23 protein-coding genes and 1 pseudogene are annotated in these 24,628 nt (G+C 70.4%); 9 read left to right on the top strand and 15 right to left on the bottom strand.

What is annotated here, in order from left to right:
- Window positions 1-92: 92 nt before the first annotated feature.
- Window positions 93-722, top strand: a complete 630-nt coding sequence (locus tag AB0M59_RS15005) for a TetR/AcrR family transcriptional regulator (protein WP_364614399.1) — start codon at window positions 93-95, stop codon at window positions 720-722.
- Between the two features lie 43 nt (window positions 723-765).
- Here the strand turns inward: AB0M59_RS15005 and mftD are convergent, their stop codons facing one another.
- Genes mftD through mftA form a run of 7 tightly spaced genes read right to left on the bottom strand, consistent with a single transcriptional unit; the run spans window position 766 to window position 6,641 of the window.
- Entirely contained in the window at window positions 766-1,962 is a 1,197-nt protein-coding gene (gene mftD, locus AB0M59_RS15000) for a pre-mycofactocin synthase MftD (protein WP_364614396.1), read from the bottom strand.
- Window positions 1,959-3,386, bottom strand: coding sequence for a mycofactocin biosynthesis glycosyltransferase MftF (mftF, locus tag AB0M59_RS14995; protein ID WP_364614393.1), 1,428 nt, complete (start codon window positions 3,384-3,386; stop codon window positions 1,959-1,961). The genes mftD and mftF overlap by 4 nt, the downstream gene beginning before the upstream one ends.
- Window positions 3,383-4,177: a mycofactocin-coupled SDR family oxidoreductase gene (locus AB0M59_RS14990; protein ID WP_364614390.1), complete on the bottom strand. Its 795-nt coding sequence runs from the start codon at window positions 4,175-4,177 to the stop codon at window positions 3,383-3,385. The genes mftF and AB0M59_RS14990 overlap by 4 nt, the downstream gene beginning before the upstream one ends.
- Entirely contained in the window at window positions 4,174-4,863 is a 690-nt protein-coding gene (gene mftE, locus AB0M59_RS14985) for a mycofactocin biosynthesis peptidyl-dipeptidase MftE (RefSeq protein ID WP_364614388.1), read from the bottom strand. The genes AB0M59_RS14990 and mftE overlap by 4 nt, the downstream gene beginning before the upstream one ends.
- A 2-nt stretch (window positions 4,864-4,865) precedes the next feature.
- Window positions 4,866-6,032 (bottom strand): mycofactocin radical SAM maturase, encoded by a 1,167-nt coding sequence (gene mftC, locus AB0M59_RS14980; protein ID WP_364614385.1) that lies wholly within the window; start codon window positions 6,030-6,032, stop codon window positions 4,866-4,868.
- Window positions 6,032-6,313, bottom strand: a complete 282-nt coding sequence (mftB, locus tag AB0M59_RS14975; RefSeq protein WP_364614382.1) for a mycofactocin biosynthesis chaperone MftB — start codon at window positions 6,311-6,313, stop codon at window positions 6,032-6,034. Before mftB ends, mftC begins: the two co-directional genes overlap by 1 nt.
- On the bottom strand, window positions 6,303-6,641 hold the full coding sequence (mftA, locus tag AB0M59_RS14970; protein WP_364614379.1) for a mycofactocin precursor MftA: 339 nt from the start codon (window positions 6,639-6,641) through the stop codon (window positions 6,303-6,305). The genes mftB and mftA overlap by 11 nt, the downstream gene beginning before the upstream one ends.
- On the opposite strand from mftA, the pseudogene AB0M59_RS14965 reads away from it, so the two are divergent.
- The 3 genes and pseudogenes from AB0M59_RS14965 to AB0M59_RS14955 form a co-directional block, all read left to right on the top strand.
- Window positions 6,618-6,668: pseudogene (locus AB0M59_RS14965) on the top strand (hypothetical protein); the annotation flags it as partial. The gene mftA and the pseudogene AB0M59_RS14965 sit on opposite strands and share 24 nt — an antisense overlap.
- A gap of 59 nt (window positions 6,669-6,727) precedes the next feature.
- The gene (locus AB0M59_RS14960) at window positions 6,728-7,033 is read left to right on the top strand and encodes a hypothetical protein (RefSeq protein WP_364614376.1); all 306 of its coding nucleotides are present in this window, start codon (window positions 6,728-6,730) and stop codon (window positions 7,031-7,033) included.
- Entirely contained in the window at window positions 6,961-7,122 is a 162-nt protein-coding gene (locus tag AB0M59_RS14955) for a hypothetical protein (RefSeq protein ID WP_364614373.1), read from the top strand. The genes AB0M59_RS14960 and AB0M59_RS14955 overlap by 73 nt, the downstream gene beginning before the upstream one ends.
- 36 nt (window positions 7,123-7,158) lie before the next feature.
- Here AB0M59_RS14955 and AB0M59_RS14950 read toward each other — a convergent pair whose 3' ends face one another.
- Both AB0M59_RS14950 and AB0M59_RS14945 read right to left on the bottom strand, forming a co-directional pair.
- Window positions 7,159-7,356 carry a hypothetical protein gene (locus tag AB0M59_RS14950; protein WP_364614370.1) on the bottom strand — a complete coding sequence of 66 codons (198 nt, stop codon included), beginning with the start codon at window positions 7,354-7,356 and terminating at the stop codon, window positions 7,159-7,161.
- Between the two features lie 53 nt (window positions 7,357-7,409).
- Window positions 7,410-8,360, bottom strand: a complete 951-nt coding sequence (locus AB0M59_RS14945; protein ID WP_364614368.1) for an NADP-dependent oxidoreductase — start codon at window positions 8,358-8,360, stop codon at window positions 7,410-7,412.
- A 131-nt stretch (window positions 8,361-8,491) separates the two neighbouring features.
- Between AB0M59_RS14945 and AB0M59_RS14940 the strand changes: the two genes are divergently transcribed.
- Entirely contained in the window at window positions 8,492-9,355 is an 864-nt protein-coding gene (locus AB0M59_RS14940; protein WP_364614365.1) for a helix-turn-helix transcriptional regulator, read from the top strand.
- A 101-nt stretch (window positions 9,356-9,456) separates the two neighbouring features.
- Here the strand turns inward: AB0M59_RS14940 and AB0M59_RS14935 are convergent, their stop codons facing one another.
- The 3 genes from AB0M59_RS14935 to AB0M59_RS14925 form a co-directional block, all read right to left on the bottom strand.
- Complete coding sequence (locus AB0M59_RS14935; RefSeq protein WP_364614362.1) at window positions 9,457-10,308, bottom strand: formate/nitrite transporter family protein; 852 nt, start codon at window positions 10,306-10,308, stop codon at window positions 9,457-9,459.
- 258 nt (window positions 10,309-10,566) lie between these two features.
- Window positions 10,567-11,886, bottom strand: coding sequence for a serine/threonine-protein kinase (locus AB0M59_RS14930; protein WP_364614359.1), 1,320 nt, complete (start codon window positions 11,884-11,886; stop codon window positions 10,567-10,569).
- Window positions 11,887-12,033: 147 nt separating this feature from the next.
- On the bottom strand, window positions 12,034-12,876 hold the full coding sequence (locus tag AB0M59_RS14925; protein ID WP_364614842.1) for an SAM-dependent methyltransferase: 843 nt from the start codon (window positions 12,874-12,876) through the stop codon (window positions 12,034-12,036).
- Window positions 12,877-13,272: 396 nt separating this feature from the next.
- Here AB0M59_RS14925 and AB0M59_RS14920 point away from each other — a divergent pair, with 396 nt between their 5' ends.
- Together AB0M59_RS14920 and AB0M59_RS14915 are read left to right on the top strand one after the other, a co-directional pair.
- Entirely contained in the window at window positions 13,273-15,237 is a 1,965-nt protein-coding gene (locus AB0M59_RS14920; RefSeq protein WP_364614356.1) for a right-handed parallel beta-helix repeat-containing protein, read from the top strand.
- 402 nt (window positions 15,238-15,639) lie between these two features.
- Window positions 15,640-17,190 (top strand): family 43 glycosylhydrolase, encoded by a 1,551-nt coding sequence (locus AB0M59_RS14915; protein ID WP_364614353.1) that lies wholly within the window; start codon window positions 15,640-15,642, stop codon window positions 17,188-17,190.
- Window positions 17,191-17,392: 202 nt separating this feature from the next.
- Here AB0M59_RS14915 and AB0M59_RS14910 read toward each other — a convergent pair whose 3' ends face one another.
- Entirely contained in the window at window positions 17,393-17,992 is a 600-nt protein-coding gene (locus tag AB0M59_RS14910) for a helix-turn-helix domain-containing protein (protein WP_364614350.1), read from the bottom strand.
- 92 nt (window positions 17,993-18,084) lie between these two features.
- On the opposite strand from AB0M59_RS14910, the gene AB0M59_RS14905 reads away from it, so the two are divergent.
- Entirely contained in the window at window positions 18,085-19,731 is a 1,647-nt protein-coding gene (locus AB0M59_RS14905) for an MDR family MFS transporter (RefSeq protein ID WP_364614347.1), read from the top strand.
- A 480-nt stretch (window positions 19,732-20,211) separates the two neighbouring features.
- On the opposite strand, the gene AB0M59_RS14900 is transcribed toward AB0M59_RS14905, so the two are convergent.
- On the bottom strand, window positions 20,212-21,423 hold the full coding sequence (locus AB0M59_RS14900; RefSeq protein WP_364614344.1) for an ROK family transcriptional regulator: 1,212 nt from the start codon (window positions 21,421-21,423) through the stop codon (window positions 20,212-20,214).
- A complete protein-coding gene (locus tag AB0M59_RS14895; RefSeq protein ID WP_364614341.1) occupies window positions 21,420-23,399 on the bottom strand; it encodes a hypothetical protein in 1,980 nt (659 codons plus the stop codon). Before AB0M59_RS14895 ends, AB0M59_RS14900 begins: the two co-directional genes overlap by 4 nt.
- Before the next feature lie 120 nt (window positions 23,400-23,519).
- On the opposite strand from AB0M59_RS14895, the gene AB0M59_RS14890 reads away from it, so the two are divergent.
- Window positions 23,520-24,623: a mandelate racemase/muconate lactonizing enzyme family protein gene (locus AB0M59_RS14890; protein WP_364614338.1), complete on the top strand. Its 1,104-nt coding sequence runs from the start codon at window positions 23,520-23,522 to the stop codon at window positions 24,621-24,623.
- The last annotated feature ends 5 nt before the right edge of the window (window positions 24,624-24,628 follow it).

Raw genomic sequence — 24,628 nt, 5'->3', positions numbered from 1 at the left:
TCAGATCACTTTTGGGCTTGCTAGCCCAGTAGCGTCAGTCAACACCAACCCGGATTGGGTTGTCAAGCCCAATCCGGGTTATGGTGTGAGGCATGGAAGCCACCACGGACGCCCGGGCGCCGCAGAAGCTCACCGGCAAGGGACAGGCAACGCGGGCCCGCATCCTCGAGCACGCGGCGGAGCTCATCTACACCAAGGGCGTCCACGCGACGAACAACGAACAGCTCCGTCGCGCCGCGGGCATCAGCGGGTCACAGCTCAACCACTACTTCCCGACCAAGGAAAGCCTCGTCCTCGCGGTCATCGAGTGGCAGGCCGAGCGCGTCCTCACCTTCCACCGCAGTGAGCGCTTCACCCACTTCGACAGCCTCGACTCACTACGGGACTGGGCGAGTTTCTACATCGCCTACGAGCGCTCCTGCCAGGAAGGCTGCAGCATCGGCTCGCTCGCCAGCGAAATCATCAAGTCCGACCTCGACGTCCGCACGGAACTCGCGGACGCGTTCGAGCAGTGGCGGGACATCTTCCGAGACGGACTCGAACGGATGCAGCGGCTCGGCCGCATCAGCGCGGAGGCGGACCCCACCCGTCTGGCCTATCTGCTGCTCTCCGCTTTCCAAGGCGGCATGCTTCTGGCGCAGGTCGCCCGCGACATCACCCCGTTGAAAGACGCCCTGCGCGCAGCCATCGACCACGTACAGACCTTCACGACGCCTCCCTGACCGCCCACGACCACTGATCAGCTCGGAATTGATCGTCCAGGCCTTACAACGCCGCCTTCGCATCGGTGATCGCGCCGAGTTCCGCCTCGAACTCCTGCGGGATCACGAGATCTCCGCGGCTGAGGTCGTGGATGCCGGCCTTGCCGAGCGCCAGCAGCGTGGAGTCGATGCCGTTGCGCAGGACGTCCAGCACGTTCTCCACGCCGGCCTGGCCGCCGGCGGCGAGGCCCCACAGGTAAGCGCGGCCGATCAGGACCGCTTTCGCGCCGAGCGCCAGTGCCTTGACCACGTCGCTGCCACGGCGGATCCCGCCGTCCAGCAGGACTTCCACCTGGTCGCCGACGGCCGCCGCGATCGCGGGCAGGGCACGGATCGTGGCCGGGGTGCCGTCGAGGTTGTTGCCACCGTGGTTGGACACCGAGATCGCGCTCACTCCCGCCTCCACCGCGCGGCGGGCCTCGTCGACCCGGATCACGCCCTTGAGCAGGAACGGCCCGTCCCACTGCGCGCGCAGCCAGGCCACGTCGTCCCACGACGGCGGGGGCGTCTGCATCCACTGGCCGTATGCGCCGAAGAACGTCGGTGCCTCCTCCCCCGGGGCGACCATGTTCGGCACGCTCAGGTCCGGCAGCCGTCGCGTCTTCGCGTAGTCGAGCAGCCACCGCGGCCGGGTCAGGCCCTCCGGCGCGAACCGCAGCAGCTCACGGAAGTTCAGCCGCTCCGGGATGTGCGGGCTGCCCCAGTCGCGGCTGTGGGAGAACGACCAGTCCAAGGTCAGGATGATGCCGACCGCCCCGGCTGCGCGGGCGCGCTCGAGGCGTCGCAGGATGTCGTCACCGGTGCCGGTCCAATAGATCTGGAAGTACGTGTTCGGGTTGGCCGCGACGACTTCTTCGATCGGCTTGCTGCCGAAGGAACTCAGGCCGATCGACGTGCCGCGCGCGGCCGCCGCCCTCGCCACGGCGACCTCGCCGTCGGGGTGCACCGCCTGCACGCCGGTCGGGGAGATCAGCACCGGCAGCGCGACGTCCCGGCCGAGAACGTGCGTGGCCAGCTCGCGTTCGCCGAAGTGCCCGGCAGTGCGCGGCGCGAACCGCAGTTCGTCGAACGCGCCGACGTTGTCGGCCAGCGTAAGGCCCTTTTCCGAGCCGGCGATGAGGGCGGAGTACACCGATCCCGGCAGCCGTTTCTTCGCGCGCCGCTGGGCCTCGGCAACGGATTCGAACCAGGTGGTGCTCATCGTTCCCCCTTCGGGTCGAAGCGCAGAGGGCGCCGGACGAGAGCCGGGCGGACCGGCTCTGAAGTGCGGTGGGTCAGGCAGCCGGCCCAGACGCCGGCGCCGTAGGCGATGTCGTCGGCGATCGCCGCCGCGGTGTAGCGGACGGGATCCAGGCCGGGACGTTGCTTCGCCCACGCGGTCACCGGCGGGCCGAGCAGCAATGACGCCACGGCGGCGCGGCGGCCCCACCCGCGTCGCACCAGCAGCGCGGCGAGCAGCGGTGCGGCGAACTGGGTGCCGTAGCGGCCGCAGCCGAGCCAGGTCTGCTCGACGGCGGAGGCCATCGCCCGCACCACGCCGTCGGCGGGGACGTCGTGGGCGCGCAGCAGGCGGACCATGCTGCCGATGGAGCCACCGAACGCCACCGCGGCCAACAGCGGGCGCCGGGCCAGCAGCGCGCCGACGGTGAGGGCCGGCCACGGGTGCAGGGCGAGCGGTGCCAAGGAGCCAGGGTGTCGCTTCGCGAGCGGCGCCGCAGATGTGCCGTAGCGGGCTCGGCGCCCGAGAAGTCCCGGCCACGTCGCCGGTTCGTGGTGGTGGACGTGGATGTCCGGCGCGTAGCGGACCCGGTGGCCGGCCTCGTGCAGTCGCCAGACCAGGTCGACGTCTTCACCGACGCGCAGGGCCGGGTCGAACACGGCGCCGTCGAGGGCGACCGCGGTCAGCGCCGACCGGCGGGCGACCAGCGCGGCGGTCGGCACGTATGACGTCCGGGTGCCCGGCGCGACCCGGGCGGGCCGGTCGCCGAGGTCGAGGCTGCCCGCGGCCCGCGTGTAGCGCCCGGCCGTCGTATCCGGCGCCAGAGGACGCACTCGCGGGGCGACCGCCGCGAGCAGCGGATCGGCGAAGTGCGCGGCGAGCCGGTCCGCCCAGCCGGGCGTGGGCACGCAGTCGCTGTCGAGGAACGCGACCAGGTCGGTGCCGACGTGGTCCAAAGCGGAGTTCCGGGCAGCGCCCGGACCGCCGTTCTCCTCCCGCCGAACCAGCTTGGCGCCGTGCTTCGCGACGACGGCGGCCACCCCCGCCGCGTCCAAGGACGCGTCGTCGACGACGAGCACGGGGTACTTGCCGTCGAGCCCGGCGAGGCAGCGTTCCAGGAGTTCGGTCCGGTCGTGGACGGGGATCACGACCGTGACGTCCGGCTCGCCGTCAAGCTCGGGCGGTATCGGGTGGGCCAGTCCTGCGTCGGTGAGCCGACGCGCGAGCGCGCCCGCGGCGGCGGACGCGACCGGTCCGGTTTCGAGCTCCTGCCAGGCTTTCCGCCCGGCCGCGGTGAGCCGCAGGACGCGCGCCGGAGAGCCGCCGAACCACAACCCGTCCGACAACTGACGGGCGTCGGGATCCAGCTCGATCCGGAACCCGGTGGGCAGCGGAACGGTCTTCACAGCGCCAGTCCCCCGTCTACCGGCACGACCGCGCCGGTCATCGCGCTGCTGTCCGGGCCGGCCAGGAACGCGAGCACCGCGGCGACTTCGTCCGGGTCGAGCAGCCGGCGCATCGGCTGCTGCCCGGCGAACGCGGCCGCCTCGGGCAGGTCGTAGAGCCGGGCGCTCTCGGCCAGGATCGGGGTGTCGGTCGAGCCGGGGCTGACGGCGTTGGCGGTCACGCCGGAGTCGTCCAGCTCGACGCCGAGTGCGCGGATGAGCCCGGCGACGCCGGCTTTCGCGGCGCAGTAGGCGGCGAGCATGGGCAGGCCGCGGGTGGCGGCGGCCGAGGCGACCGCGAGGAAGCGCCCGCTCCGCGGCCGCGGGCGGCGCAAGAGGGCGGGTACCGCGGCCCGGGCGAGGTGGAGGACGCCGTTCAGGTTGATCTCGAGCACCGCCTGTTCCTGCTCCGGCGGTACCTCCCACAACGGCACCCCGCCGGCGATGACTCCGGCGGCCGCGACGGCGACGTCGAGGCCGCCCCAGCGGCTTTCGGCCTCGGCGACCGCACCGGCGACCGCCCGGGGATCCCGGACGTCGGCGACGAACTCCTCGACCTCGGCGGAGTGTTCCCGGGCGGCCTTGACGACCGCGGCCAGCTCGTCGGCGCTGCCCATGGCGTACGGGAGGGCGGGGTCATCGGCGGCGCGGTCGACCGCGAGCACGGCGTAGCCCTGCCGGGCCAGCCGCAGCACGGTCGCGGCGCCGATCCCCCGCGCCGCTCCGGTCACGAGCGCGACCCTGGCGGTCATCGGGCCACGACCCGACACCAAGCGTCCACTTGGGACTCGAGCGCAGCGGTCAGCTCCGTCAGCAGCACTTCGCCCTCCGACGCGGTCGCGCCGGTGGGATCGCCGAGAACACCGTTCTGGCTCACCGCCCGTGTCCCTCCTTCACGCAGCAGCGGAAGCACTTCACCGAGCGGACGCAAGTCCCCCGTCACCGCCAGGTCCATCCGGACGCTGCCCGGCCGCAACGCCAGTTGCAGCGCGGTTTCCGGCCGTCCGGCGTGCGGGTCACCGTCCCAGCGCGGCTGGAACACCTCGACGTCCCGCGACTCCGCCCGCAGCCGGGCGACGGCGCGCGCGACCGGCCCGGTGTTGCCGCCGTGGGCGGAGACGAACAGCAGCCGCCGGAACGTCTCCGCTGCCGAACGGCCCAGCTCCACCAGCAGGAGCTCGGTCGCCTCCTGCCCGATCGACAACGTTCCGGCGAACCCGGCGTGCTCGCCGCTGGACCCGAAGGCCACGGCGGGCGCCACCAGGACGTCCCGGCGCTTCTCCGAGAGCCGGTCGCACAGCGCGAGCGCGATGTCGGTGTCGGTCGACAGCGGCAGGTGCGGGCCGTGCTGTTCGGTGGCCCCGATCGGCACGGCCAGGATCGCACCGGCCGCCGCGCGCTCGGCGACGTCCGGCCAGGACAGGTCCGCGAGCCGCACGGTCAGTTCCTGAACCCGGCGAGGGGGTTTTCATCGCAGGCCCGGTCGGGCGGCCGGCGCATGCCGATCGTGACGGGCACCGGCTTGCGCTTGCGATGCGAGTGGTCCAGCGACGGCTTCGGGGCGCTCGTGACGCCCGCGAGCGCCAGTTCGCCGTGGCCACGCACGCATTCCGGGTCGGGCCCGTCGAGCGGGAGGCCGGTGAAGAACTTCGCCGCCATGCACCCGCCGCGGCAGGCGTCGAACGCCGAACACGACTCGCACGCACCACCGCCCTGCGGGCTCCGCAACGACGTGAACAGCTCGGATTCCCGCCACACGCTGGTGAAGCCGGCGTCGCGGACGTTGCCGGCGAGGAACGTGTCGTGGATGGCGAACGGGCAGGCGTAGACGTCGCCGACCGGGTCGACCAGGCACACCACCCGCCCGGCGCCGCACAGGTTCAGCCCCGGCAGGTCGCCCTCGCCGTAGCCCGCGAGGTGGAAGAACGAGTCCCCGGTCAGCACGTTCTCGCCGTGGGCCACCAGCCAGTCGTACAACTCCCGCTGCTGCGCGGCGGTCGGGTGCAGCTCGTCCCAGGTGTCGGCGCCGCGGCCGGACGGGCGCAGCCGCGTGATGCGCAGCTGGGCGTTGTAGCGGTCGGCGATGGCCTTGAACTCGTCGAGCTGGCCGACGTTGTGGCGGGTCATCACCACGGAGATCTTGAAGTTCTCGAAGCCCGCGTCGGCCAGGTGCTCCATGGCGCGGATCGCGGTGTCGTAGGAGCCGGGGCCGCGGACGTGGTCGTTGACCTCGGCGGTGGCGCCGTCGAGGGAGATCTGGACGTCGACGTAGTCGCTCCCGGCCAGCCGACGCGCCACTTCGGGGGTGATCTTGACGCCGTTGGTGGAGAACTTGACCCCGACGTGGTGCTCGGTCGCGTAGTCGACCAGTTCCCAGAAGTCCGGGCGCACGGTCGGCTCGCCGCCGCCGATGTTGACGTAGAAGACCTGCATGCGCTCGAACTCATCGATCAGCGCCTTGCACTCCGCGGTGCTCAGCTCGCGCGGATCCCGCCGCCCCGAGGAGGAAAGGCAGTGCACGCACGAAAGGTTGCAGGCGTAGGTGAGTTCCCAGGTGAGGCAGATGGGGGCGTCGAGCCCGTACTGGAATTCGTCCACAAGGGACATCAGAGACTCCTCGGCTGGATCATCCGCGACGCCGCCAGCGCGGCCAGCGCAGCGCGGTAGCGCGGCAGCTCGGGTGGCTCGACGCCCGCGCCGGCACACGCGGCGCGGGCCGTCGGGTGCTCGGCCAGCGATCGGACGACGGTCAGCAGCGCCGGGCTCTTGAGGAACGACAGGCGACGGGTGCCGAAGTGGTACAGCAGCGCCCCGAACCGCTCGGGGCGGATCGAGACCCGCTCGTCCAGGCGCCAGCCGGCGTCGAGGTCGAAGGACTCAGTAGACACCGCACATCCCGTCGATCGAGACCTCCTCGACCAGCAGATCCTCGGCCACCAAGGCTTCCTCGCCGGCCGCGGCGGTGACATCGGTACGATCGGACAGCTCGACGATCTGCTCACTCATCGTGACTCCTTTGGCACGTAGCGGGTTTCGGCACAGCGTGTCGAATATCGATGACAGTAACGGCACGCCGTGCCAGAAACAAGGCTCAGGAGAACGCACTGGCATGACCGGACCAAAACCCACAGCCGCCGTCGCGGCCGGCCGCCCGGCACCAGCGCTCGCGAGCTGGAAGTCGCAGCTCTCCACCTGTTCAGCGAGCGCGGCTTCCACCAGACGACGGTCGACGACATCACCGCGGCCGCAAGGGTCAGCCGCCGGACCTTCTTCCGGTACTACGACGCGAAGTCCGACGTGCTGTGGACGACCTGGCCGTCCTCGACGCGGTCCGCGAGGCAGTGCTGGCCGCGAACCACTACCGGGCGGAGGACGTGCCCGAACTGCGGATGCGCATGCACCTCATCAACACGGTCACCGAACTCGGCGCGAGCGCGGCAGTCCACTACGACGCGTGGGAACGTGCGGTCAGCGCATACGTGGGCCCGTGGGCCGGCGGACCGGCCAACCCGCGGACTCGTTGTACCCGCGGGCCGTGGGCCGTTCGGTACTCGCGGTTTGCCGGGCAGCATACGAGCGCTGGTCAGCGCGAGCCGACGCGAACCTGACGGTTTACCTGGACGCTGCCTTGCGCGCGCTCGCCGCGGGATTCCATGAGGCGACGCTGACCGCTGAGCCGCAGACGTCGAGCGACTGATCTTTCGCGGACCGGCACCTGCGCCGAGCTCGCAGCTCAAACCTCGGCCGGCGCGGCCGGGTGGTTCGCGCTCGTGGCGGGCAGTGCGCGCAGCAGGTCCTCGATCCGTTCCTTGGCGTCGCCGAACAGCATCGCGGTGTTGTCGCGGAAGAACAACGGGTCCGGTGATTCTCGCGTCCGGCCGGCTCCTTCCACGGCAACCTGGGCCCGGCGGTGGCCGGGCTGTCGCGGCATCGAGCGGGCGATCACTTCCGGTGGTCGGCCGGGTAGGTGACACGTCCGATGCGTCAGCCGGAAACGGCGAGCACGTGTTTTCCCATGACGCCGCCGCGTTCGAATGCCTGGTGCGCGGCGGCGACGTCGGTCAGCGGATACACGCTGTGCACGACCGGGCGCAGTGCGCCGGAACTGACGTAACCGGCCGTATCGCCCAACACTGCAGAGCCGGGATTGGCGCTGAACGTGCGGATACGCCGGGAACCGTGGATGGCCGACGCCGCGATCGCGGCCAGCGCCGGAGCCGACAATCCGACGGTGACCATCCGCCCGCCCTTGGACAGCCTGCTGCGGTAGCAGTGCAACTCGGAGCCGACCGTGTCGAGGATGACGTCGAACGGCCCGATCGCCTCCGAGGTGGTGCTGCCGTAGTCGAGGACCTCGTCGGCGCCCAGCTCACGCAGGGCCGCGGCGTGACGGTCGCGGGCCAGCGCGGTGACGTGCCCGCCCATCGCGTGCGCCAGCTGCACGGCCGCGGTACCGACACCACCCGCCGCGCCACGGACCAGGACCCGCTCGCCGTCACCCAGGCCCACACTCTCGCGCAACGCGATCAACGCGGTGCTGCCCGCCACGACCAGGGAAGCCGCCTCGACCGCCGAGACACCCGCGGGAGCTAGGCCGACGCGATCAGCGGCGACCACGACGTACTCGGCCGCCGCCGCGGTCGTGTGCCGCCGCCGCGGGTGCACCATCCCCCACACCCGGTCCCCGGCACGGAAACCCGCCACGCCGGCGCCGAGGGTGACGACGACACCGGCGAAGTCCAGGCCGACCCCGATCGGGAACTTGCGGCCCGACACCATCTTCACTCCACCGGCACGGATGATCGTGTCGTGTCCGTTCACGCTCGACGCCTCGACCGCCACCAGGACTTCCCCGGCGCCGGGCGAGGGGCGCTCGGTCTCGGTGACCCGAAGGACCTCCGGCGTCCCGAAGCTCATGATCTGTGCGGCCTTCATGTCGCGTTTCCTTCCGTCCTCGGCTGGTGCGACACCGATCCTGGGCCCTGCTCGCGTCAGCTCGGTCGTTCAGGTTTTCCTGGGACCGCCAGACCCACCCTCGCCCGTCACACCACCGGCATACTGGGCCGATGACCGACGACCCCCGCCGCGCGCTCGCCGACTTCCTGCGAACCCGGCGAACCCGGATACGGCCGCAGGACGTCGGCCTGGAACCGGGCCCGCGACGGCGCGTCGCCGGGCTGCGCCGCGAAGAACTGGCCCTGCTGGCCGGTGTGAGCTCGGACTACTACCAGCGCATGGAGCAGGGCCGCGACGTGCGGCCCTCCGACCAGGTCCTCGACGCCATCGCCGGCGCGTTGAACTTCACCGCCGAGGAAACCCGGCACCTGCACAGCCTCGCCGCCGCCGCGCGCACTCCGGCCCGTCCCGCACGCGCGTACCCGCCGGAGGAAGTGCCGGAGACCACGCTGCGGTTGCTGCGCGCGACGACCTCACCGGCCCTGGTCGTCGGGCGCTTCCTGGACCTGCTGGCCTGGAACCCGCTGGCCGGCGCGCTGCTCGGCGCGTTCACCGAGCTGCCCCGGGCCGAGCGGAACCTGCTGGCGCTGTTGCTGCACCCGGAGGCCGACCAGGCGTGCCCGGAGCGGGCGGCCACCGTCGCCGAACTGACCGCGATGCTGCGAGCCCAGGTCGCCGCCGAGCCGGGGCACCCGCGCGCGGTCGAACTGGTGGGTGAGCTGGCGGTCCGCAGCGGCGAATTCGCGACGCTGTGGGCCCGCCACGACGTCGAAGACACCACACGTGGTCGGATGCGCGTCCATCACCCGCTGGTCGGCGAGCTGAACCTGGACTGGGACGCCTACCCGATGCCTGGCGCTCCCGGGCCCGTGCTCATCGTCTACACCGCCGAGCCGGGCGGCCCGGACCACGAACGACTTCAGCTGCTGAGCGGCCTGCTCGACGCATCCAGCAGACCAACGACGTCCGTCTGATCACCGTACCCGCGGGCCTGCACATGACCACCGCCCTCGAACGAGGGCGAACCGCAGCGGCTGATCCGGCTCAGTCGAGCACGCCGGAGCGAAGGCGGCCGCTACGCGGAGACGGGCTCGAGCGCGTCCTCGGCCGGGCGCGGCGCTCCTGCCGCGTCGGGGGCGTTCCGGCCGAGGAAGCCGTAGCCCCCGCCGACGATCAGGCCACCGCCGACGAGGTTGCCCAGCCCGACCAGGACCAGGTTGACCGCGAACGCGCTGAGCGTCGCGCCCGGCACGCCTTCGAACAGGCCGAGGGAGAACACCGTCATGTTGGCCACCACGTGCTCGAAGCCGGAGCCGATGAAGGCCAGCAGGCACCAGAAGAGCAGCGCCAGCTTCGCGCCGTCGGACTTCGTCCGGGCCGCCATCCATACCCCGAGACAGACCAGGAGGTTGCAGAGCACCCCGCGGAAGAACAGCATCGCCGCCGATTCCGCGGTCTTCGCCTTTATCGTCGCCGCCAGCAGCGCGGCCGCCGGTGCCCCGTGCCCGGGCGTCGCCCCGGCCTGCAGGATCCCGCTTTCGTGCACCAGCCAGGCGAACACGACCGAGCCGACCAGGTTGCCCGCGAACGATCCCGCGATCACGGCGAAGCCCGCGCCCACGCCGCGGCGGCGTGCGAACATGCCGTGCACCATCGTCATCATGTTCCCGGTCGACAGCTCGCCGCCCGCGAACACGACGAGCGTCAGCGCGATCCCGAACACCAGCCCCTGCACGAGCTTCGTCCACGGCGACTGCACGGCGTTCAACGGTCCCGTGACGGCGAGCAGCAGCACCACGGCGATCCCGATGTACGCACCCGCCAGCGCCGAACTCAGCAGGTACCGGCCCGGGCGACGCACTTCGGCGATCTTGCTTCGCGCGGCGTCGGCCTGGACACCGAGGGCTTCCGAAATCGGGACGGGCACGATTGCTCCTCCTGGAGGTGTCGCCTGCGGCGATCGGATGATCACCTGCCCAGTCGAACTGTTGCCGGATGCCTGGAAGTGACTCCGGCATGACGGTCTCGTGAGGAGAAGCGCACTCGGCCGATTCGGTCCGGTGAGGTCACGACGTGCAGCCATCGCGACCTGAGCACCGCGCGACCATCGCCCCGCCAGGCCGGCGATCAAGCGGATAAGGCACTCGGAAACCCTTATGCTCAGGCAACCGCGCCGAGTGCGTGGTCAGCGGACCGCGCAGCTGAGCACCTCCGAGGCGCGGCTCGAACCGTGGTCGACCGCGATGAGGCCGAACGTGGTCGCGTCCTCGGCCTTCACACCGGCGTTCCACGCAGCGTTGACGACCGTAACCGAAGAACCGGCACGCGTGATCGCGCCGTCCCAGAGATCGACGATCCGCCGTCCTCCGGCGGGTTGCCAGCTCACCGTCCAGCCCCGGGTGACGACGTTCCCGGTGTTGCGGACGGTAACCAAGGCTTTGTAGCCACCTTGCCACGATTCGACCACCTCGGCGGCAGCCACGCACGTACCCACCCCGACCGCCGTGGGATTACCAGTAGTCACCGGGACAGCTCCAGGCCGAGCGATCGACGAGCCCGGCAACTGCAGGCCACCGCCGGACAAGCCGATGCCGGCGAACACCATGGCGAGCCCTGCGACGACGCCTGCGAGAAGGACCCCCCTCGCCCTGGGCCTTCGCTGCCTCGACGATGTCACCGGACGGGCCTGCGACACTCTCGGCCCGGCAGCCGCCTTGGCGAGCAGCTCCTGTGCTTCGACCATCGGGGGCCGGTCAGCGGGGTCGCGAGCGAGCAGTCGCATCAGAACGTCCGAGAGCGGCCCGTTGCGGACAGGTGGAGGGACCTCTTCCCGCGCGATCCGGGCCAGCAAAGTGATCGTGTTCTCCTCCGCCGCCTCGATCGGCGGGCGGCCCTCGAGCGCCGCGTACAGCGTCGCCCCCAACGAGTAGACGTCCGAGAGCTCAGTCGCGTCAGTGCCGGCAGCGACCTCCGGCGCGAGGAAAGCAGGCGTACCGGGAACGAACGGCCGATCGGTCACCAGCGGTTCCCCCACCGCACGGGCGATCCCGAAGTCGGCGATCTTGGCCAGGCCGTCGGCGGCCAGCAGCACGTTGCCCGGACTGACGTCGCGGTGCAGCACCCCGTCCGCGTGGGCGGTCGCCAACGCGGCCGCGACCTGACTTCCGATCGTCGCCACCATCCCCTGCGGCAGCGCCCCGCGGTCGAGCAGCAGTTCGGTCAAGCTGGTCGGCAGCAACTCCATCACCAGACACAACTTGCCGTCGTGCTCGAGGACGTCGTACACGGTGACCGCGTGCGGGTGAGACACCCTCGCCGCGACCCGGGCCTCACGCATCGCACGCAACGCCGCCTTGCCGGTGGCGCGGTGCGGAACCAGCTGCTTGACCGCGACCACCCGGTCGAGCTGCTCGTCCCGCGCCCGCCAGACCACGCCGAACTGCGCGGGTCCGACACGGGACAGCAACCGGTAGCGGCCGCCGATCAGCTCTTCGTCGTCAGCCATGAATCGCTCCCGTGCTCGGTCTCGCGGCCAACGCGTTCACCAGGCACACGCACCCCACGGCGCCCCGGTTCACCGGCTCCGCGCGGCCACGACACGCGTGCAACGGTCGCGTGACAGGTCCGCGGCGCCATGAGCGACGCCAGTTCGTCAGGGTTTGCGGGCGACGACGCCGGCGATAAGGCGCTGGGCGGCGTTGAGGGGCTTGAGATTCGGCCCGTCCGACCACCAGTTCGCCAGCAGCACGATTCCCGGCGGCACCAGCTCCAAGCCGGGAAGCAACTCCGCGATCTCCGCCTCGGTGCGCGCGGTGGCCCCGCCGAGCGACCCACGCGCGACGGCGTCCTGGAAGGCGGCCATCGTGTCGTGGTCACCGCCCTCGCCAGGGTCGAACAAGTGGGAAATGGCAACGTAGGAGCCCGAAGGCAGCGCATCGACGTACTCGCGCATGATCTCGGCCGGGCGACGCCGGTCGCCCTTGAAATGGTGCAGCGTGGCCACGAACATCAGCGCGATCGGGCGCGACCAGTCGAGGTGCTCACGCACGACGTCGTGCCCGAGGATGGTCGCGGGCTCGAAGATGTCGCCGGCGACGAACCGGGTCCGGTCGTTCTCCTCCAGCAGCGCCTGCCCGTGCGCGACCACGACCGGGTCGTTGTCGACGTAGACCACCTTCGACAGCTTGTCGACGCGCTGCACGACCTGGTGCACGTTCTCCGTCGTCGGCAGGCCCGACCCGCAATCGAGATACTGGTCGATCCCGGCCCGCTCGGCGAGGAACCGACACACCCGGATCAAGTAGCGGCGATTCTCCAAAGCCAGGTCGGCTACCTCGGGCATCACCCGCCGCAACCGCGCCAACTCGTCCCGATCGACCTGATAGTGGTCCTTCCCGCCCAGCACGAAGTCGTACATGCGCGCGATGCTGGCTCGGCTCGGATCGACCCCGACCGGAGTGTTCGGCCCGGTTCCCACCTCGGATGACACGACCATCTCCCCTGCCTGCGCTGACGAAGATCGCACCCAGGGTAGTCGAGTCAGCCACCTCCGTGAAGGCGCCCTGGCCACGGTCGCGTCGCCCAGGCCGAGGTGGCGGCCCAGCAGCCGGCTCGTCGTCCAAACCCGCCAAACCGTGTGCGACGAACCGGTCGCGCCACTTGATCACCGCGCTGGTTCGGTGACGCGCCAGCTGATCCTCGGCGGAACGGGTTCGGTCCCCCGAATGGCGCACGAAGCGAAATAGAGATCCGATGACCGGAACATAATGGCGGGAAAAAGACCGATTCACACCATTGCTCCGGATGAGTCATCCGATCAATCGTTGACAGTTCCTCGTCGCGCCGGTCAAACTCTGAGCCGCCCAGAGCCTCCGACGAAGGACGGTCATCGGTGCGTAAACGAGTCAAGGCGGCATTGTTCGCGACCGGCCTCGCGCTGGCGGCGACCGGGGTACTGGCGACCCCGGCGACGTCGGCGCCGCAGCAGGTCGTCCACGTCGCCCCGAACGGCGACGACACGCACGACGGCACGAGCGACGCCCAGGCCGTCCGGTCACTGCAACGCGCCCAGCAGCTCGTGCGCGGGCTGATCCCGGGCATGACCGGCGATGTCTCCGTCAGCCTCGCCGGCGGCACCTACGCACTGAGCGCGCCGCTGCAACTGACCGCCGCCGACTCCGGCGCCAACGGCCATCGAGTCCTGTGGACCGCCGCGCCCGGCGCCCGGCCGGTCATCAGCGGCGGCGTCCCGATCACCGGCTGGAAAGTCGCCGACAGCAGCAAGAACATCTGGTCCGCGCCCGCCCCCGCGACACTGCGGACGCGCCAGCTGTACATCAACGGTGCCCGCGTCCCCCGCGCGACCGGCACCCTTCCGGTGACGCTGACCAGGATCACCGGCGGCTACACGACGTCGTCGGCCGCGATGGACAACTGGCGCAACCCCAAGGACATCGACTTCGTCTACACCGGCGGCCTCGGCGCGTGGACGCAGCCGCGGTGCCCGGTGAACACGATCTCGCCGACGACGATCAAGATGGCGCAGCCGTGCTGGGACAACTCGACGAAACGCGTGATGCGCACCGACGACTCCGGACGCACGGTCGAACTGGTCGGCCGCCAGGCCATCACCGAGCTGCCCACCGCCGTGGAAAACGCTTACGAGCTGCTGTCCGCCGGCGAGTGGTACCTCGACAACACCGCGCACACCGTCTTCTACGTGCCGAAATCCGGTGAAGACATCACCAAGGAGACGGTGACCGCGCCCGCGCTGGAAACCCTGGTGTCCGGCATCGGGACGGCGTCGGCGCCGGTCCACGACATCACGTTCAGCGGCCTCCAGTTCTCCTACGCGACCTGGAACTTCCCGAGCACGCCCGAGGGATTCTCGGAGATCCAGGCGAACTACACGCTGACCGGCGCGCACGGCTTCGACCAGCAGGGGCTGTGCCAGTTCGTCGACAGCGGGAAGTGCCCGTACGGCAACTGGACCAAGGAACCGGGCAACGTCTCCTTTGCCTACGACAAGAACATCAGCTTCACGCGGGACGCGTTCGTCCACTTAGGCGCGGCGGGGCTCGACCTCGGCACCGGCTCGCAGAACGACCTGGTGCAGGGCAACGTGTTCACCGACATCTCCGGCAACGGGCTGGCACTCGGCGGCGTCGACATCACGCTGCCCACCGCGGCGGCGCAGCACACCAGCGGCAACCGGCTGCTCGACAACCACGTGTTCGCCACGTCGGTGGAGTACGCGGGCGGCATCGGGATGGACCTCGGCTACACCGAGCACACCACGGTCTCGCACAACCAGATCGACCACGTGCCCTACAGCGGGATCTCGATCGGCTGGGGCGGCTGGCCGGACAAGGTGAAGATCAAGGCGGAACCCAATTACAGCAACAACAACGCGCTTTCGAACAACCTGATCTTCAATCACATGCAGCTGCTCGCCGACGGCGCCGGGATCTACACCAACGGCAACACCGGGCCGAGCATGGCCGGCGGCGAGAAGGTCACCGGCAACGTGATCCACGACCAGAAGGGCGCGGGCAAGGCCGTCTACACCGACAACGGCGCGGGGAACATCACGATCACCGGCAACGGCCTGTACAACGCCGATCTCGCGTGGGGCTCGAAGCACACCGACTACACGCTGAACAAGGGCACCTACGACCCGCTCGACATCGAGAACAACTACTGGGAGAACGGCAGCGCCGACTACAACCAGAAGTCCGTGGTGATCAAGAACAACCACGCGATCACCGACGCCGGCGGCATCCCGGCGAGCATCCGCACCAACGCGGGCCTGGAAGCGGCGTACGCCGACATCCTCGACTGGACCCCGGCCGGCTGACTCGTGGCCGGCCAGGTGCCGGCCTCGCTCAGCTACAGCCCACCGCCGCCGCATCCCGGCGGCGGTGGTGGGCTTCGGGCTGGGTAGGGGCCGGCATCCGGGTGTCCGTCCGGCTGGACGGCACCGCGAGGTCCCAGTCGCTCGTCCTGGACATCGCCAACGACGGGGTCACGGCACAGGACAAGGCGGGCGAGGGGGCGTCGCGGTCGCGGCGACGTTCCTTTCAAGGCTGTGCACCGGGAGCGGCGGCACGGCCGGTCACCGGCCGTCGGCTGACGCGGCCGGACAAGTTGGTGGTCATTCCTTGACGATCGTGACCCCGGTCACGTACGTTGCCTGGTAATTGAATCGTTTCAAATCATGTCGATCGGACGCTCAGCTCAACGTTCCGAAAGGAAACCAATGAGATCGATCCGCGCTCTCGTCTTCGCACTGGCGACCGCCCTGGCGCTGGCTTCGCCGGCGACCGCCGCGACCGAGTGCGCCTTCACCACGACCGTGACCAACTTCGACGCCCAAGGCAACCAGGTCGTCCGATTCGACACCCAGGGCAACGCCGTGGACGCCCACGACGGAGAGATCGCCTTCTTCGGCGGCACCTATTACCTCTACGGGACCAGCTACGACTGCGGGTTCGCCTGGCAGGCCACAGATTCTCCCTTCTGCGGCTTCAAGGTCTACGGCTCCCCCGACCTGGTGCACTGGACCGACCGCGGCCGGCTCTTCGACGCCAGCGGCGTCTGGCAAAGCCGGTGCGACGGTGCCACCTATGGCTGCTTCCGTCCCCACGTCGGGTACGACGCAGGCGCTCGCCGGTACGTGTTGTGGGTGAACGTCTACGACAACCAGGTCGGCTTCCGCGTGCTCACCAGCGCTTCACCGACGGGCCCGTTCACCGAGGTGGCGGTACCGACGCTGGCGGTGAACAACAACGCACCCGCCCGGGAAACCAACAACGGCGACCACGACGTGTTCGTCGACACCGACGGCACCGGTTACCTCGCCTACACCGACTGGCGCAGCGGTGGCGACATCGTCGTGGAACGCCTGTCGCGCAACTACCTCACCGGAACCGGGCAGTACACCCGAGTCGGCCAGAGCCGGACGGAGGCGCCGGCACTGTTCAAGCGCGGCACTACTTACTACCTGACGTACTCCGACCCCAACTGCGGCTACTGCTCGGGCACCGGGACGTCCTATCGCACCGCGCCGAGCCCGCTGGGGCCGTGGTCCACGCCGACGAAGATCAGCGAGAACTCGTGCGGCGGGCAACCTTCCTTCGTCTCGACGATCCCGACGCCGTCCGGCACCGCCTACGTCTACGCCAGCGACCTCTGGAACAGCGGCCAGCGCAACGAGGCACTCGCGAACTTCTTCTGGACACCGCTGGAGTTCACCGCGGCCGGGGCGATCGCGCCGATCACCTGCCGGAACAACTTCTCCCTCACCCTCGCCAAGGGCGCACCGGGCCACCAGCTTCCGCTCCCGGGAGCCGACCAGTCCGACGGTGTCGACGGGTTCCGCTCGTACTGCGACGTCGGCTCCGGCGTCGCCCGGTTCCAGACGTTCGTCGCCGGCCGGACCGGCACCTTGTCCGGGGTCTCCTACACCAGTTTCCAGGCCGGCAACCCGAATGCCGGGCTGGAGATCAGCGTCTACCGCGCGGACGACGCCTCCCGGCCGACCGGCACCGCGCTCAGCACGACCGTCGTGCCCACCACGAGCATCGGCTGGTCACCGCGCGACATCACGGTGCAGCCGAACATCGGCGTCACGGCCGGCCAGCGCTACGGACTGCTGGTGCGCTCGGCCACCACGACCGGGTGCTACGGCTTGGCGTACAACGATTCCGCGCCGTACCCGGGAGGCGGCGAGGCCTACAGCAACGACGGCGGCGTGACCTTCCGCGCGGAGACCGGGCGGTCCCTGAAGTTCTGGACCGCTGTTCGGTGAGCCGCGCCAGGGAGCGGAAATCCGGTACGGGGCCGGGATCAGCCGGCTGGTCCCGGCACACGGTTGCCGGGTAGTCCTTTGCCGGGTGAGCGCGCCCGCGCCGGCCGGCGAGGACCCCGCGGGCTGGGGTCAGCGCGCTGCCTGATCTCGGGGATTCAGGACCTGAGCACGTTCCGGCGCCGGCGGGCAACCCCGGTCACGGTCACCCCCGCGACCGGCCGGCGGGGTGCTCGGCGCCGGCCAGCCTCATGGCCACCCGCAACGCCGCGGCTCCGCGGGCCCCACGGTCGGCGTCGACCTCGTCGAGGGCGAAGGTGCCCAGGTGCAACGCGAGCAGCGCGAGCTGTGCGCTCAACTGCTCCTCGATATCGGCGGCCGGGTCGACCAGCAGCGCCTTCAGCCCCTGGAACCGCTCCCGGATCCCCGCCCCGGCCGCCATGTCCTTGATCGAGGTCTGGCTCTCCTGGAGGAAGCGGATCAGCTGGGGCGCCTTCTCGAACGTGGCGGCGAGCAGAGCGCTGTAGCGTTCGAGCACCCCCAGCCGGCGTTCCGGACCGGGCTCCAGCGTCGGACCCCATTCGATGATCTTGTCCATGCCCTCGATCAGGTCGTCGAGGAGGCTGGTCAGGATGTCTTCCTTGGTGCGGTAGTGGTAGTAGACCGCGGCCTGGGTCACGCCCAGCTGGTCCGCGATCCCGCGCAGCGTCGTCTGGTCGTAGCCGCGCTCGGCGAACAGCTCCAGGGCGACCTCCCGGATCCGCTGCCGGGTGTTGGTCCGCCGTCCGTCCGAGTCGCCAGTCATGTTCTCAGCTTACTTGTCAACTGACTAGGTTTCAATGCTAGTCTGTTGACTAGCTAGTTCGACTGACCGGGGCCCAAGACAGGGAGAACACCATGGACGACACCGCGAGAACGGCCGAGGCACCACCGGCCGCGCTCAGCAAACGCGAGATCTACACCGCGATGAGCGGACTGATGATCGCGATGCTGCTGGCCATGCTCGACAACCTCATCGTGGGCACCGCGATGCCGACCATCGTCGGCGACCTCGGCGGCCTCGAGCACCTGTCCTGGGTGGTGACCGCCTACGCCCTCGCGACCGCGGTGTCGACCCCGGTCTGGGCCAAGCTCGGCGACCTCTACGGCCGCAAGGGCGTGTTCATGGTCTCGATCGCGGTGTTCCTGCTGGGGTCGGCGCTGGCCGGCCTGTCGCAGGACATGGGTCAGCTGATCGGGTTCCGGGCCTTGCAGGGAATCGGCGCGGGCGGCCTGATGGTCGGCGCGATGGCGATCATCGGCGACCTGGTCCCGCCGCGTGATCGCGGCCGCTACCAGGGGCTGATGGCCGCGGTCATGCCGCTGGCGTTCATCGGCGGCCCGCTGCTCGGCGGCTACCTCACCGACAACTTCAGCTGGCGCTGGACGTTCTACATCAACCTGCCGCTGGGCGCGCTGGCACTGGTCGTCGTGTGGTTCACGATGAAGCTGCCCCGCTACCGGCGCGAAGCCTCGATCGACTGGAAGGGCGCGGGCCTGCTCGCGGTCGCGATCGCGGCACTGACCCTGCTGACCACCTGGGGCGGCAGCCAGTACGCGTGGGGCTCGTGGCAGGTCATCGGGCTGGGCGTGCTCACCGTGGTCGCTACGGCGTTGTTCCTCTGGGTCGAGCGCCGGGTCACCGAGCCCATCCTCTCGCTGAACCTGTTCCGCAGCCGCAACTTCTCCGCGGCCACCGTCATGACGTTCCTGACCGGCTTCGCGATGTTCGGCGCCGTGACCTACCTGCCGCAGTTCCAGCAGATCGTGCAGGGCTCCTCGGCGACCGACAGCGGATTGCTGCTGCTCCCGCTGATGGCCGGCATGCTGGTGACCTCGCTCCTCGGGGGTCAGTACGTGTCCCGCACCGGGCACTACAAGGCCCCGATGATCGCCGGCTCGCTCCTGACCGCCGCGGGTCTCGGGCTGCTCGCGACGATGGGACTGTCCACCACCCGGTTGACGACGTCGATCTTCATGGTCGTGCTCGGGGTCGGCATGGGGTTGCTGATGCAGAACACGATGCTCGTGATGCAGAACAGCGTGGAGCAGCGCGACCTCGGCGCGGCCAGCGGTGTCGCCACCATGTTCCGCACCATCGGCGGGTCGCTCGGGGTCGCCCTGCTCGGCGTCTTCTACACGACCAACGTGCAGGACGTCATGACCGAACGCCTCGGTTCCGCGGGTTCGCGGATCGTCGGCGGACAGCTGACCCCCGCCATGCTCAACGGCCTGCCGGCGACCGTGCGCGAGGCCTACCGGGCCGCCGTCACGAGCGGCATCACCACCGCCTACGTCTGGGCCGCCGGTGTCGCCCTGCTCGCCGTCATCGCGGCGATGGTCATCCGGGAGATCGCCCTTCGCGGCAGTGCCACGCCGGACGGCGCCACCGCCACGGCCGATCCGGTTGTGCTGCCGGACTCGGTCGCAGCCCGCGAACCCGCCACGGGCGACGCACCGTCAGCGCACGCCGGCGATCGACGCGACGTCCTGGTCGAGGACTGAGCCGTGCCTGAGCCGTCCCGCCGCCAGCCTCGTGCCGGCGACGGGACGGCTCGCGGTAGACGCGAGAGCAGACGCTCCCGAATGTCAGCAGTCAGCCTCTCGGCTACCCGTTCGGCCGGGTTTCCGGGCGGCCGGTGGGCCGTGGCCGTCGATCGGACCACCGGCATGCGGTCAACGGCCGAGTGCCGGTTGCCGGACCGCCTCCCCGCGCTTCTGCGGAGAAGGGCCCTGAGTGGAGACCTTGCCGGCGGCGCGGGATTCTCCGAGCTGAGCGCGGTCGTGCTGGAGTTGGTGTTGCTGGGCGTGTCGCGGCCGGGTCGGCCGTCGTTGTGGAGCAAGCGGCAGCTGATCGACGGGATCCGGTGACGGGTTCGCACCGGCGCGCCATGGCGGGACATGGCCGATTGGGCATGGGTCCTAGGGGTGGTTGGTGGACCGGATCGCGGAGGCGCTCCGGATCGACCATCGCGGCAACGCGCGTCAAGCCAAGGCCAGCGGATCCGCGTAGAAGGCGTCGAGCGCGGACGTCGCCGCGCCCTGGACCAAGCCAGGTGGGCCGACCAGGACCGCGGGCCGGACCGGCACCGGCTCACGTCCCCGGCCGCCGCCGCGTTCGGCAGCTGTCGAGGCCATCCGTTCGAAGTGGACGGCCGACGTGGCGAGGTCACCCCCGCCGATGACGGCGAGGTCCGGGTCGTAGATGTCGATGAGCCCCGCCACCGTCGTGCCGACACGGGTGGCCCGCTGGTCGAGCATGCGCCGCGCCGTCCGGGCCTGCTGCCCCGTCCCCTCCGACAGCGTGACGAGGTCGTCGATGCCGGCGTCGCCGGTCAGCAGTCCGTGGTTGTGCGCGGCGGCGGTGAGTGCCGCGTCGCTGGCGACGGCCCACAGGCAGTCGTAGCGACCGCACGTGCACGCCACGGCGGCCTTGGCGCCGGAGCTGACGTGGTCGATGATGCCCGCGGCGTCGTGCTGGCCGCGGGCGATGGCGCCGTCCACCACGTGGGCGCAGCCGATGACGTTGCCGACGAAGAGGTAGAGGATGTTCCGCCGGCCCGCGTTCGCCGCGAGCCGGGCTTCGGTCAGTGCCAGCGCCCGGACCGTCGACTCGACGCGGGGCACCGGCAGGCCCTCGACCCGGAGACCGTCCGAAAACGCCACGTCACGCCAGCCGAGACCCTCGAACGCGCGGACGGCACCGGAATCGGGAGGAACCCAGCCGCCGGTGCACGCCCCATAGCCCACCACGTCGGCCGGCTGGACGCCCGTCTGGTCGATCAGCTCGCCGACCAGCCGCCTCGCCGTGGACAGCACCGAACTCGGCGCGGAGCTCCGGTGCTTGCGCGCACGCAGCCCGATCAGGTTGCCACCGAGGTCCACGAGTCCCGCGGTGACCCGCTGCATTCCGATGTGGACACCGAGGAACCGGTGGCGCGCCAGGTCCAGCGTGACGGGGGTGCGGGGCCGGCCGCGGCCTTGGGACTGCGCGGGTGCGGCTTCGGTGATGCACCCGGCGCGCTCCAGCTCGACGATGATCTTCGTGATGGCCGCGGGACTCAGCCCGACGACGGCGGCGATCTCCGACCGGGACACCGGGCCGGTGTCCCGGACCGCCTTGAGCACCACGGAGGCGTTGCTGCGCCGGAGGCTGTCGAGCTGCAGACCGGCTGGACTGGAGGCCCGGGTCGTCACGAGGCGCAGGCCTTTCCGCCGCCGGGGAACTCGAGGAGCGTCACGCTGTGCGGTTCGAAGGTGTGCCGCAGTGAACCGGCCTGCGCGTGCTCGCGGACGGTACGCGTGGAGATTTCCGGCGCCTGGCCGGGGAAGTTCAGCGCGTCGACCGAGGGCCCGTTGAGGGTCGAAACGGTGACCGGGCCGGCGATCGGCCCCGGCAGCTTCACGTCCGCGGGCAAGCCGTGCTCGGCGTCGCGGTTGACGACCACCATCCGGGTCGCCTGGCCGTCACAACTGGTCACCGCGCGCAGCGCCGGGTAGTCCCCCGCGGGCGCGGGGAGCACGGGATTCCCGGTCATGCTCGTCGTGACGAGGTGCCCGCCCGCCATCGAGGCGTACATCGACAGCATTTCCGCCCGGCCGGTCCGGACGAACTCGGGTGGACTCCCGAAGAGATTCTGCACGTCCGGTGTCCCGTCCTCGTTCGGCAGGTCGGCGGTGTTGGAGTTGATCGAGACCCGCACGTCGTTCTCGAGCTGGCCGGCGACCATGGCCGCGAGGTACAGGACGTGGGCGAGCCGCGCTTCGTACTGCGGCGCCGCCACGCCGATCGTGCCGTACTCCGTGACGAGCAGCTTCGGCCGCCGGGCCGTGTCGGGGAAGTAGTGGGCCATCCGGTCTCGCAGGTCGCGGAGCTCCTTGTCGCGGTCGGCCGTCGCGGCCTGCAGATTACCGTACCGCGTCAACGTTCCGTCCGGCGCCGGAGTGCTGTAGGAGTGCGTGCCGAGGCAGTCGTAAGCACGTGTTCCCATCGCCTTGGCGAACGCCGGCCGTCCCCAGCCCGAGCAGACCTCGATCGACGGGTCGACCTTCCGCATCGCGTCGCGGTAGGCGACGTACCCGTCGTGGTGGCCGCTGGTGTAGTCGATCGAGAGTGACGCCCCGGCGGGCGGCACCGCGCCATGCGTCCCGTCACCGAACCGGACCGTCCCCGCGGCCTTGCCGACGGTGTAGACGTGGGCAACGGGCGCCTGTCCCGCGAAGGAATCCACCCGCTGCCACAGCGCACCACCGACCTTGACGACGGGTTCGGCCGCCGGCCCGTCACCGGGCAAGGCGATGGGGCCGAAGCGGACCCGGTACTGCTGGTTCGCCGCGCCCGATCCCGTTTGCCGGTGCAGCAGGTCGCAGCCGGTGAACAGGCCGTCGTTGTCCTGGTACTGCGGGTCCTGCGCGGTCTGGTGCTGCCACCCGCCATCGATGAACTGCCCGAGCCGCGTCGTCTCGTCGTCGGACATCCAGTAGTGCTGTCCGGCGAGGTAGGGCTCGTTGCCGAACTCCCAGTGCCGGATGCCATATGGCGCCGGGTGACCGTTGCGGGCGCGGACTTCCGCCCAGTCGACACCGCCGCCGGGGTTGGTGTGCGTGCCGTCCGCGGGTGAGTTCAGGTACTCGACGTAGTCCGCCGCGTCCGCCGCCGTCCGGCCGATCGAGGGCACCATCACCAGGGTGTCGCCGCCGATGTCGTCGGCGAGCCGCTCGTTCTCGTCGGGCCCGAAACGGCTGTCCACCGCGACGAAGCGGCCGTTGGCGAACCCCGCCGACGTCTGGCAGCCCCGCTGGTCCTGTGGGCCGATCGCGCGGGTGAAGTCGAACATGTTGGCCACCGTGCCACCCGGGTAGCGCAGCGTGTGCAGGCCGGTCTGCTTGCTCAGCTCGACGATCCCGGGCGCCGGGGCGTCCCGGCCGGGATCCCAGATGCCCTTGCCGTCGTCGGGCCAGCGCTGGTTGGCCCCGACGATGCTCTCCGGGATCGCGCCGACCCGCTTGCCGTCCGAGGTCACGTAGCGATCGTTCGACACCGTGATCGTCGTCGGTGCGGCGTCCCGCGCGGACGAGGCCGGCGCGGCGGCGGCGGTGACCGCGAGCATCGCGGCCGTGGCGGTGGCCAACCGGCCGCGCTCGCGAAGGAAGCGTTGTGCCTGCTGGTTCACCGTGAGCCTCCCCGTAGTCCGAGGACGATTAACTTAACAGCTTGAAGTATTTCGCGCGACCGAGCTGTTGACCGAACCTTATTAATTTTCTAGTGTGTAGTAAATCCCCCGGGAGGTCGAGTGGTCCGCACGCTGGAGCTGATCGAGTCACGAGTCAGTGCGAGGACTCGGTGGCACTTCGTGGTGCTGCGCGACGGAGACACCAGCGCCGTGGGTGAATGCTCCGACGCCGGCGACACCGACGCGGTCATCCGGCGCCTGACCGCCCTGACTCCGTCGCTCGAAGGACGTGACCTCCTCGCCGACCGGACCTCCGTCGTCGACGAGCTGACGCGTGCGGTTGAATCCTTGCCACAGCAGGAAAAATTCGCCGCCGCCACGGTGCTGGGCGGTCTCGAGCAATCACTCGTCGACTTCGCCGCCCAAGCCGACGGCGAGCCCGTGTGGAAGTGGCTGGGCGGCGTCTCCCCCGATCGCGTCCCGCTCTACGCCAACATCAACCGGATGCCGGGCGGCCGGTCCCCCGCCGACGTCGCCGAGATGGCGGCCCGCGCCGTCGCGGCCGGCTTCACGTCCGTGAAGTGCGCCCCGTTCGACGTCCGCGAGCCCGGCCAGGACCTGGCCGACACCGGCGTCGCTCGGCTGCGAGCCATCCGCACCGCCATCGGCGAGGACGTCGGACTCAAAGTGGACTTCCACGAACGTCTCACCGCCGAAGACGTGCACCGGGTCCTCCCGGCGATGGAAGAGCTCGGCGTGGCGTGGCTCGAAGACGCCTTCGCCGTGCAGCACGTCGAAGACCTGCGTAGGCTCCGAGCCGCCACGACGCTGCCCCTCGCCGGCGGCGAGCTGATGTTCCACCTGGACGAGGCGCGCACCGCGGTCGCCGAGCACCTCGTCGACGTCCTCATGCCCGACGTCAAGCACGCCGGCGGGATCGAGCGGACCCTCTCGATCGCCCGCGCCGCCACCGGAACGGCGATCTCACCGCACAACCCGTCGGGCCCGGTCGCCACCGCCGCCAGTGCCCACCTGCTCGCCGCGTGTCCGAACGCGACAGTGCTGGAACACCAGTTCGGCGAGGTGCCCTGGCGGCCCGAACTGGTCGACGGCGCCGAAAACATCACTGACGGTCACTTGCACGTGAGCGACCGCCCCGGGCTCGGCGTCCGGCTCCGCACCGACCACCCCAGCTGCCGCGTCCTGTGGACGGCGAACATCTAGGAGTC

The organism is Amycolatopsis sp. NPDC051371 (assembly GCF_040682155.1).
Classification (GTDB): Bacteria; Actinomycetota; Actinomycetes; order Mycobacteriales; family Pseudonocardiaceae; genus Amycolatopsis.
Note: the sequence above shows the minus strand (reverse complement) of the source record. Positions and strands in the feature narration are given on the sequence as shown.

Bases quoted from the DNA above. Each gene is read 5' to 3' on its own strand.
- AB0M59_RS14910 (WP_364614350.1), bottom strand. From the start codon at position 17,992: ATGACTGGCGACTCGGACGGACGGCGGACCAACACCCGGCAGCGGATC.
- AB0M59_RS14925 (WP_364614842.1), bottom strand. From the start codon at position 12,876: ATGGTCGTGTCATCCGAGGTGGGAACCGGGCCGAACACTCCGGTCGGG.
- AB0M59_RS14905 (WP_364614347.1), top strand. From the start codon at position 18,085: ATGGACGACACCGCGAGAACGGCCGAGGCACCACCGGCCGCGCTCAGC.
- AB0M59_RS14990 (WP_364614390.1), bottom strand. From the start codon at position 4,177: ATGACCGCCAGGGTCGCGCTCGTGACCGGAGCGGCGCGGGGGATCGGC.
- AB0M59_RS14945 (WP_364614368.1), bottom strand. From the start codon at position 8,360: ATGAAGGCCGCACAGATCATGAGCTTCGGGACGCCGGAGGTCCTTCGG.
- AB0M59_RS15005 (WP_364614399.1), top strand. From the start codon at position 93: ATGGAAGCCACCACGGACGCCCGGGCGCCGCAGAAGCTCACCGGCAAG.
- AB0M59_RS14915 (WP_364614353.1), top strand. From the start codon at position 15,640: ATGAGATCGATCCGCGCTCTCGTCTTCGCACTGGCGACCGCCCTGGCG.
- mftD (WP_364614396.1), bottom strand. From the start codon at position 1,962: ATGAGCACCACCTGGTTCGAATCCGTTGCCGAGGCCCAGCGGCGCGCG.
- AB0M59_RS14930 (WP_364614359.1), bottom strand. From the start codon at position 11,886: ATGGCTGACGACGAAGAGCTGATCGGCGGCCGCTACCGGTTGCTGTCC.
- AB0M59_RS14940 (WP_364614365.1), top strand. From the start codon at position 8,492: ATGACCGACGACCCCCGCCGCGCGCTCGCCGACTTCCTGCGAACCCGG.
- AB0M59_RS14950 (WP_364614370.1), bottom strand. From the start codon at position 7,356: ATGCCGCGACAGCCCGGCCACCGCCGGGCCCAGGTTGCCGTGGAAGGA.
- mftC (WP_364614385.1), bottom strand. From the start codon at position 6,032: ATGTCCCTTGTGGACGAATTCCAGTACGGGCTCGACGCCCCCATCTGC.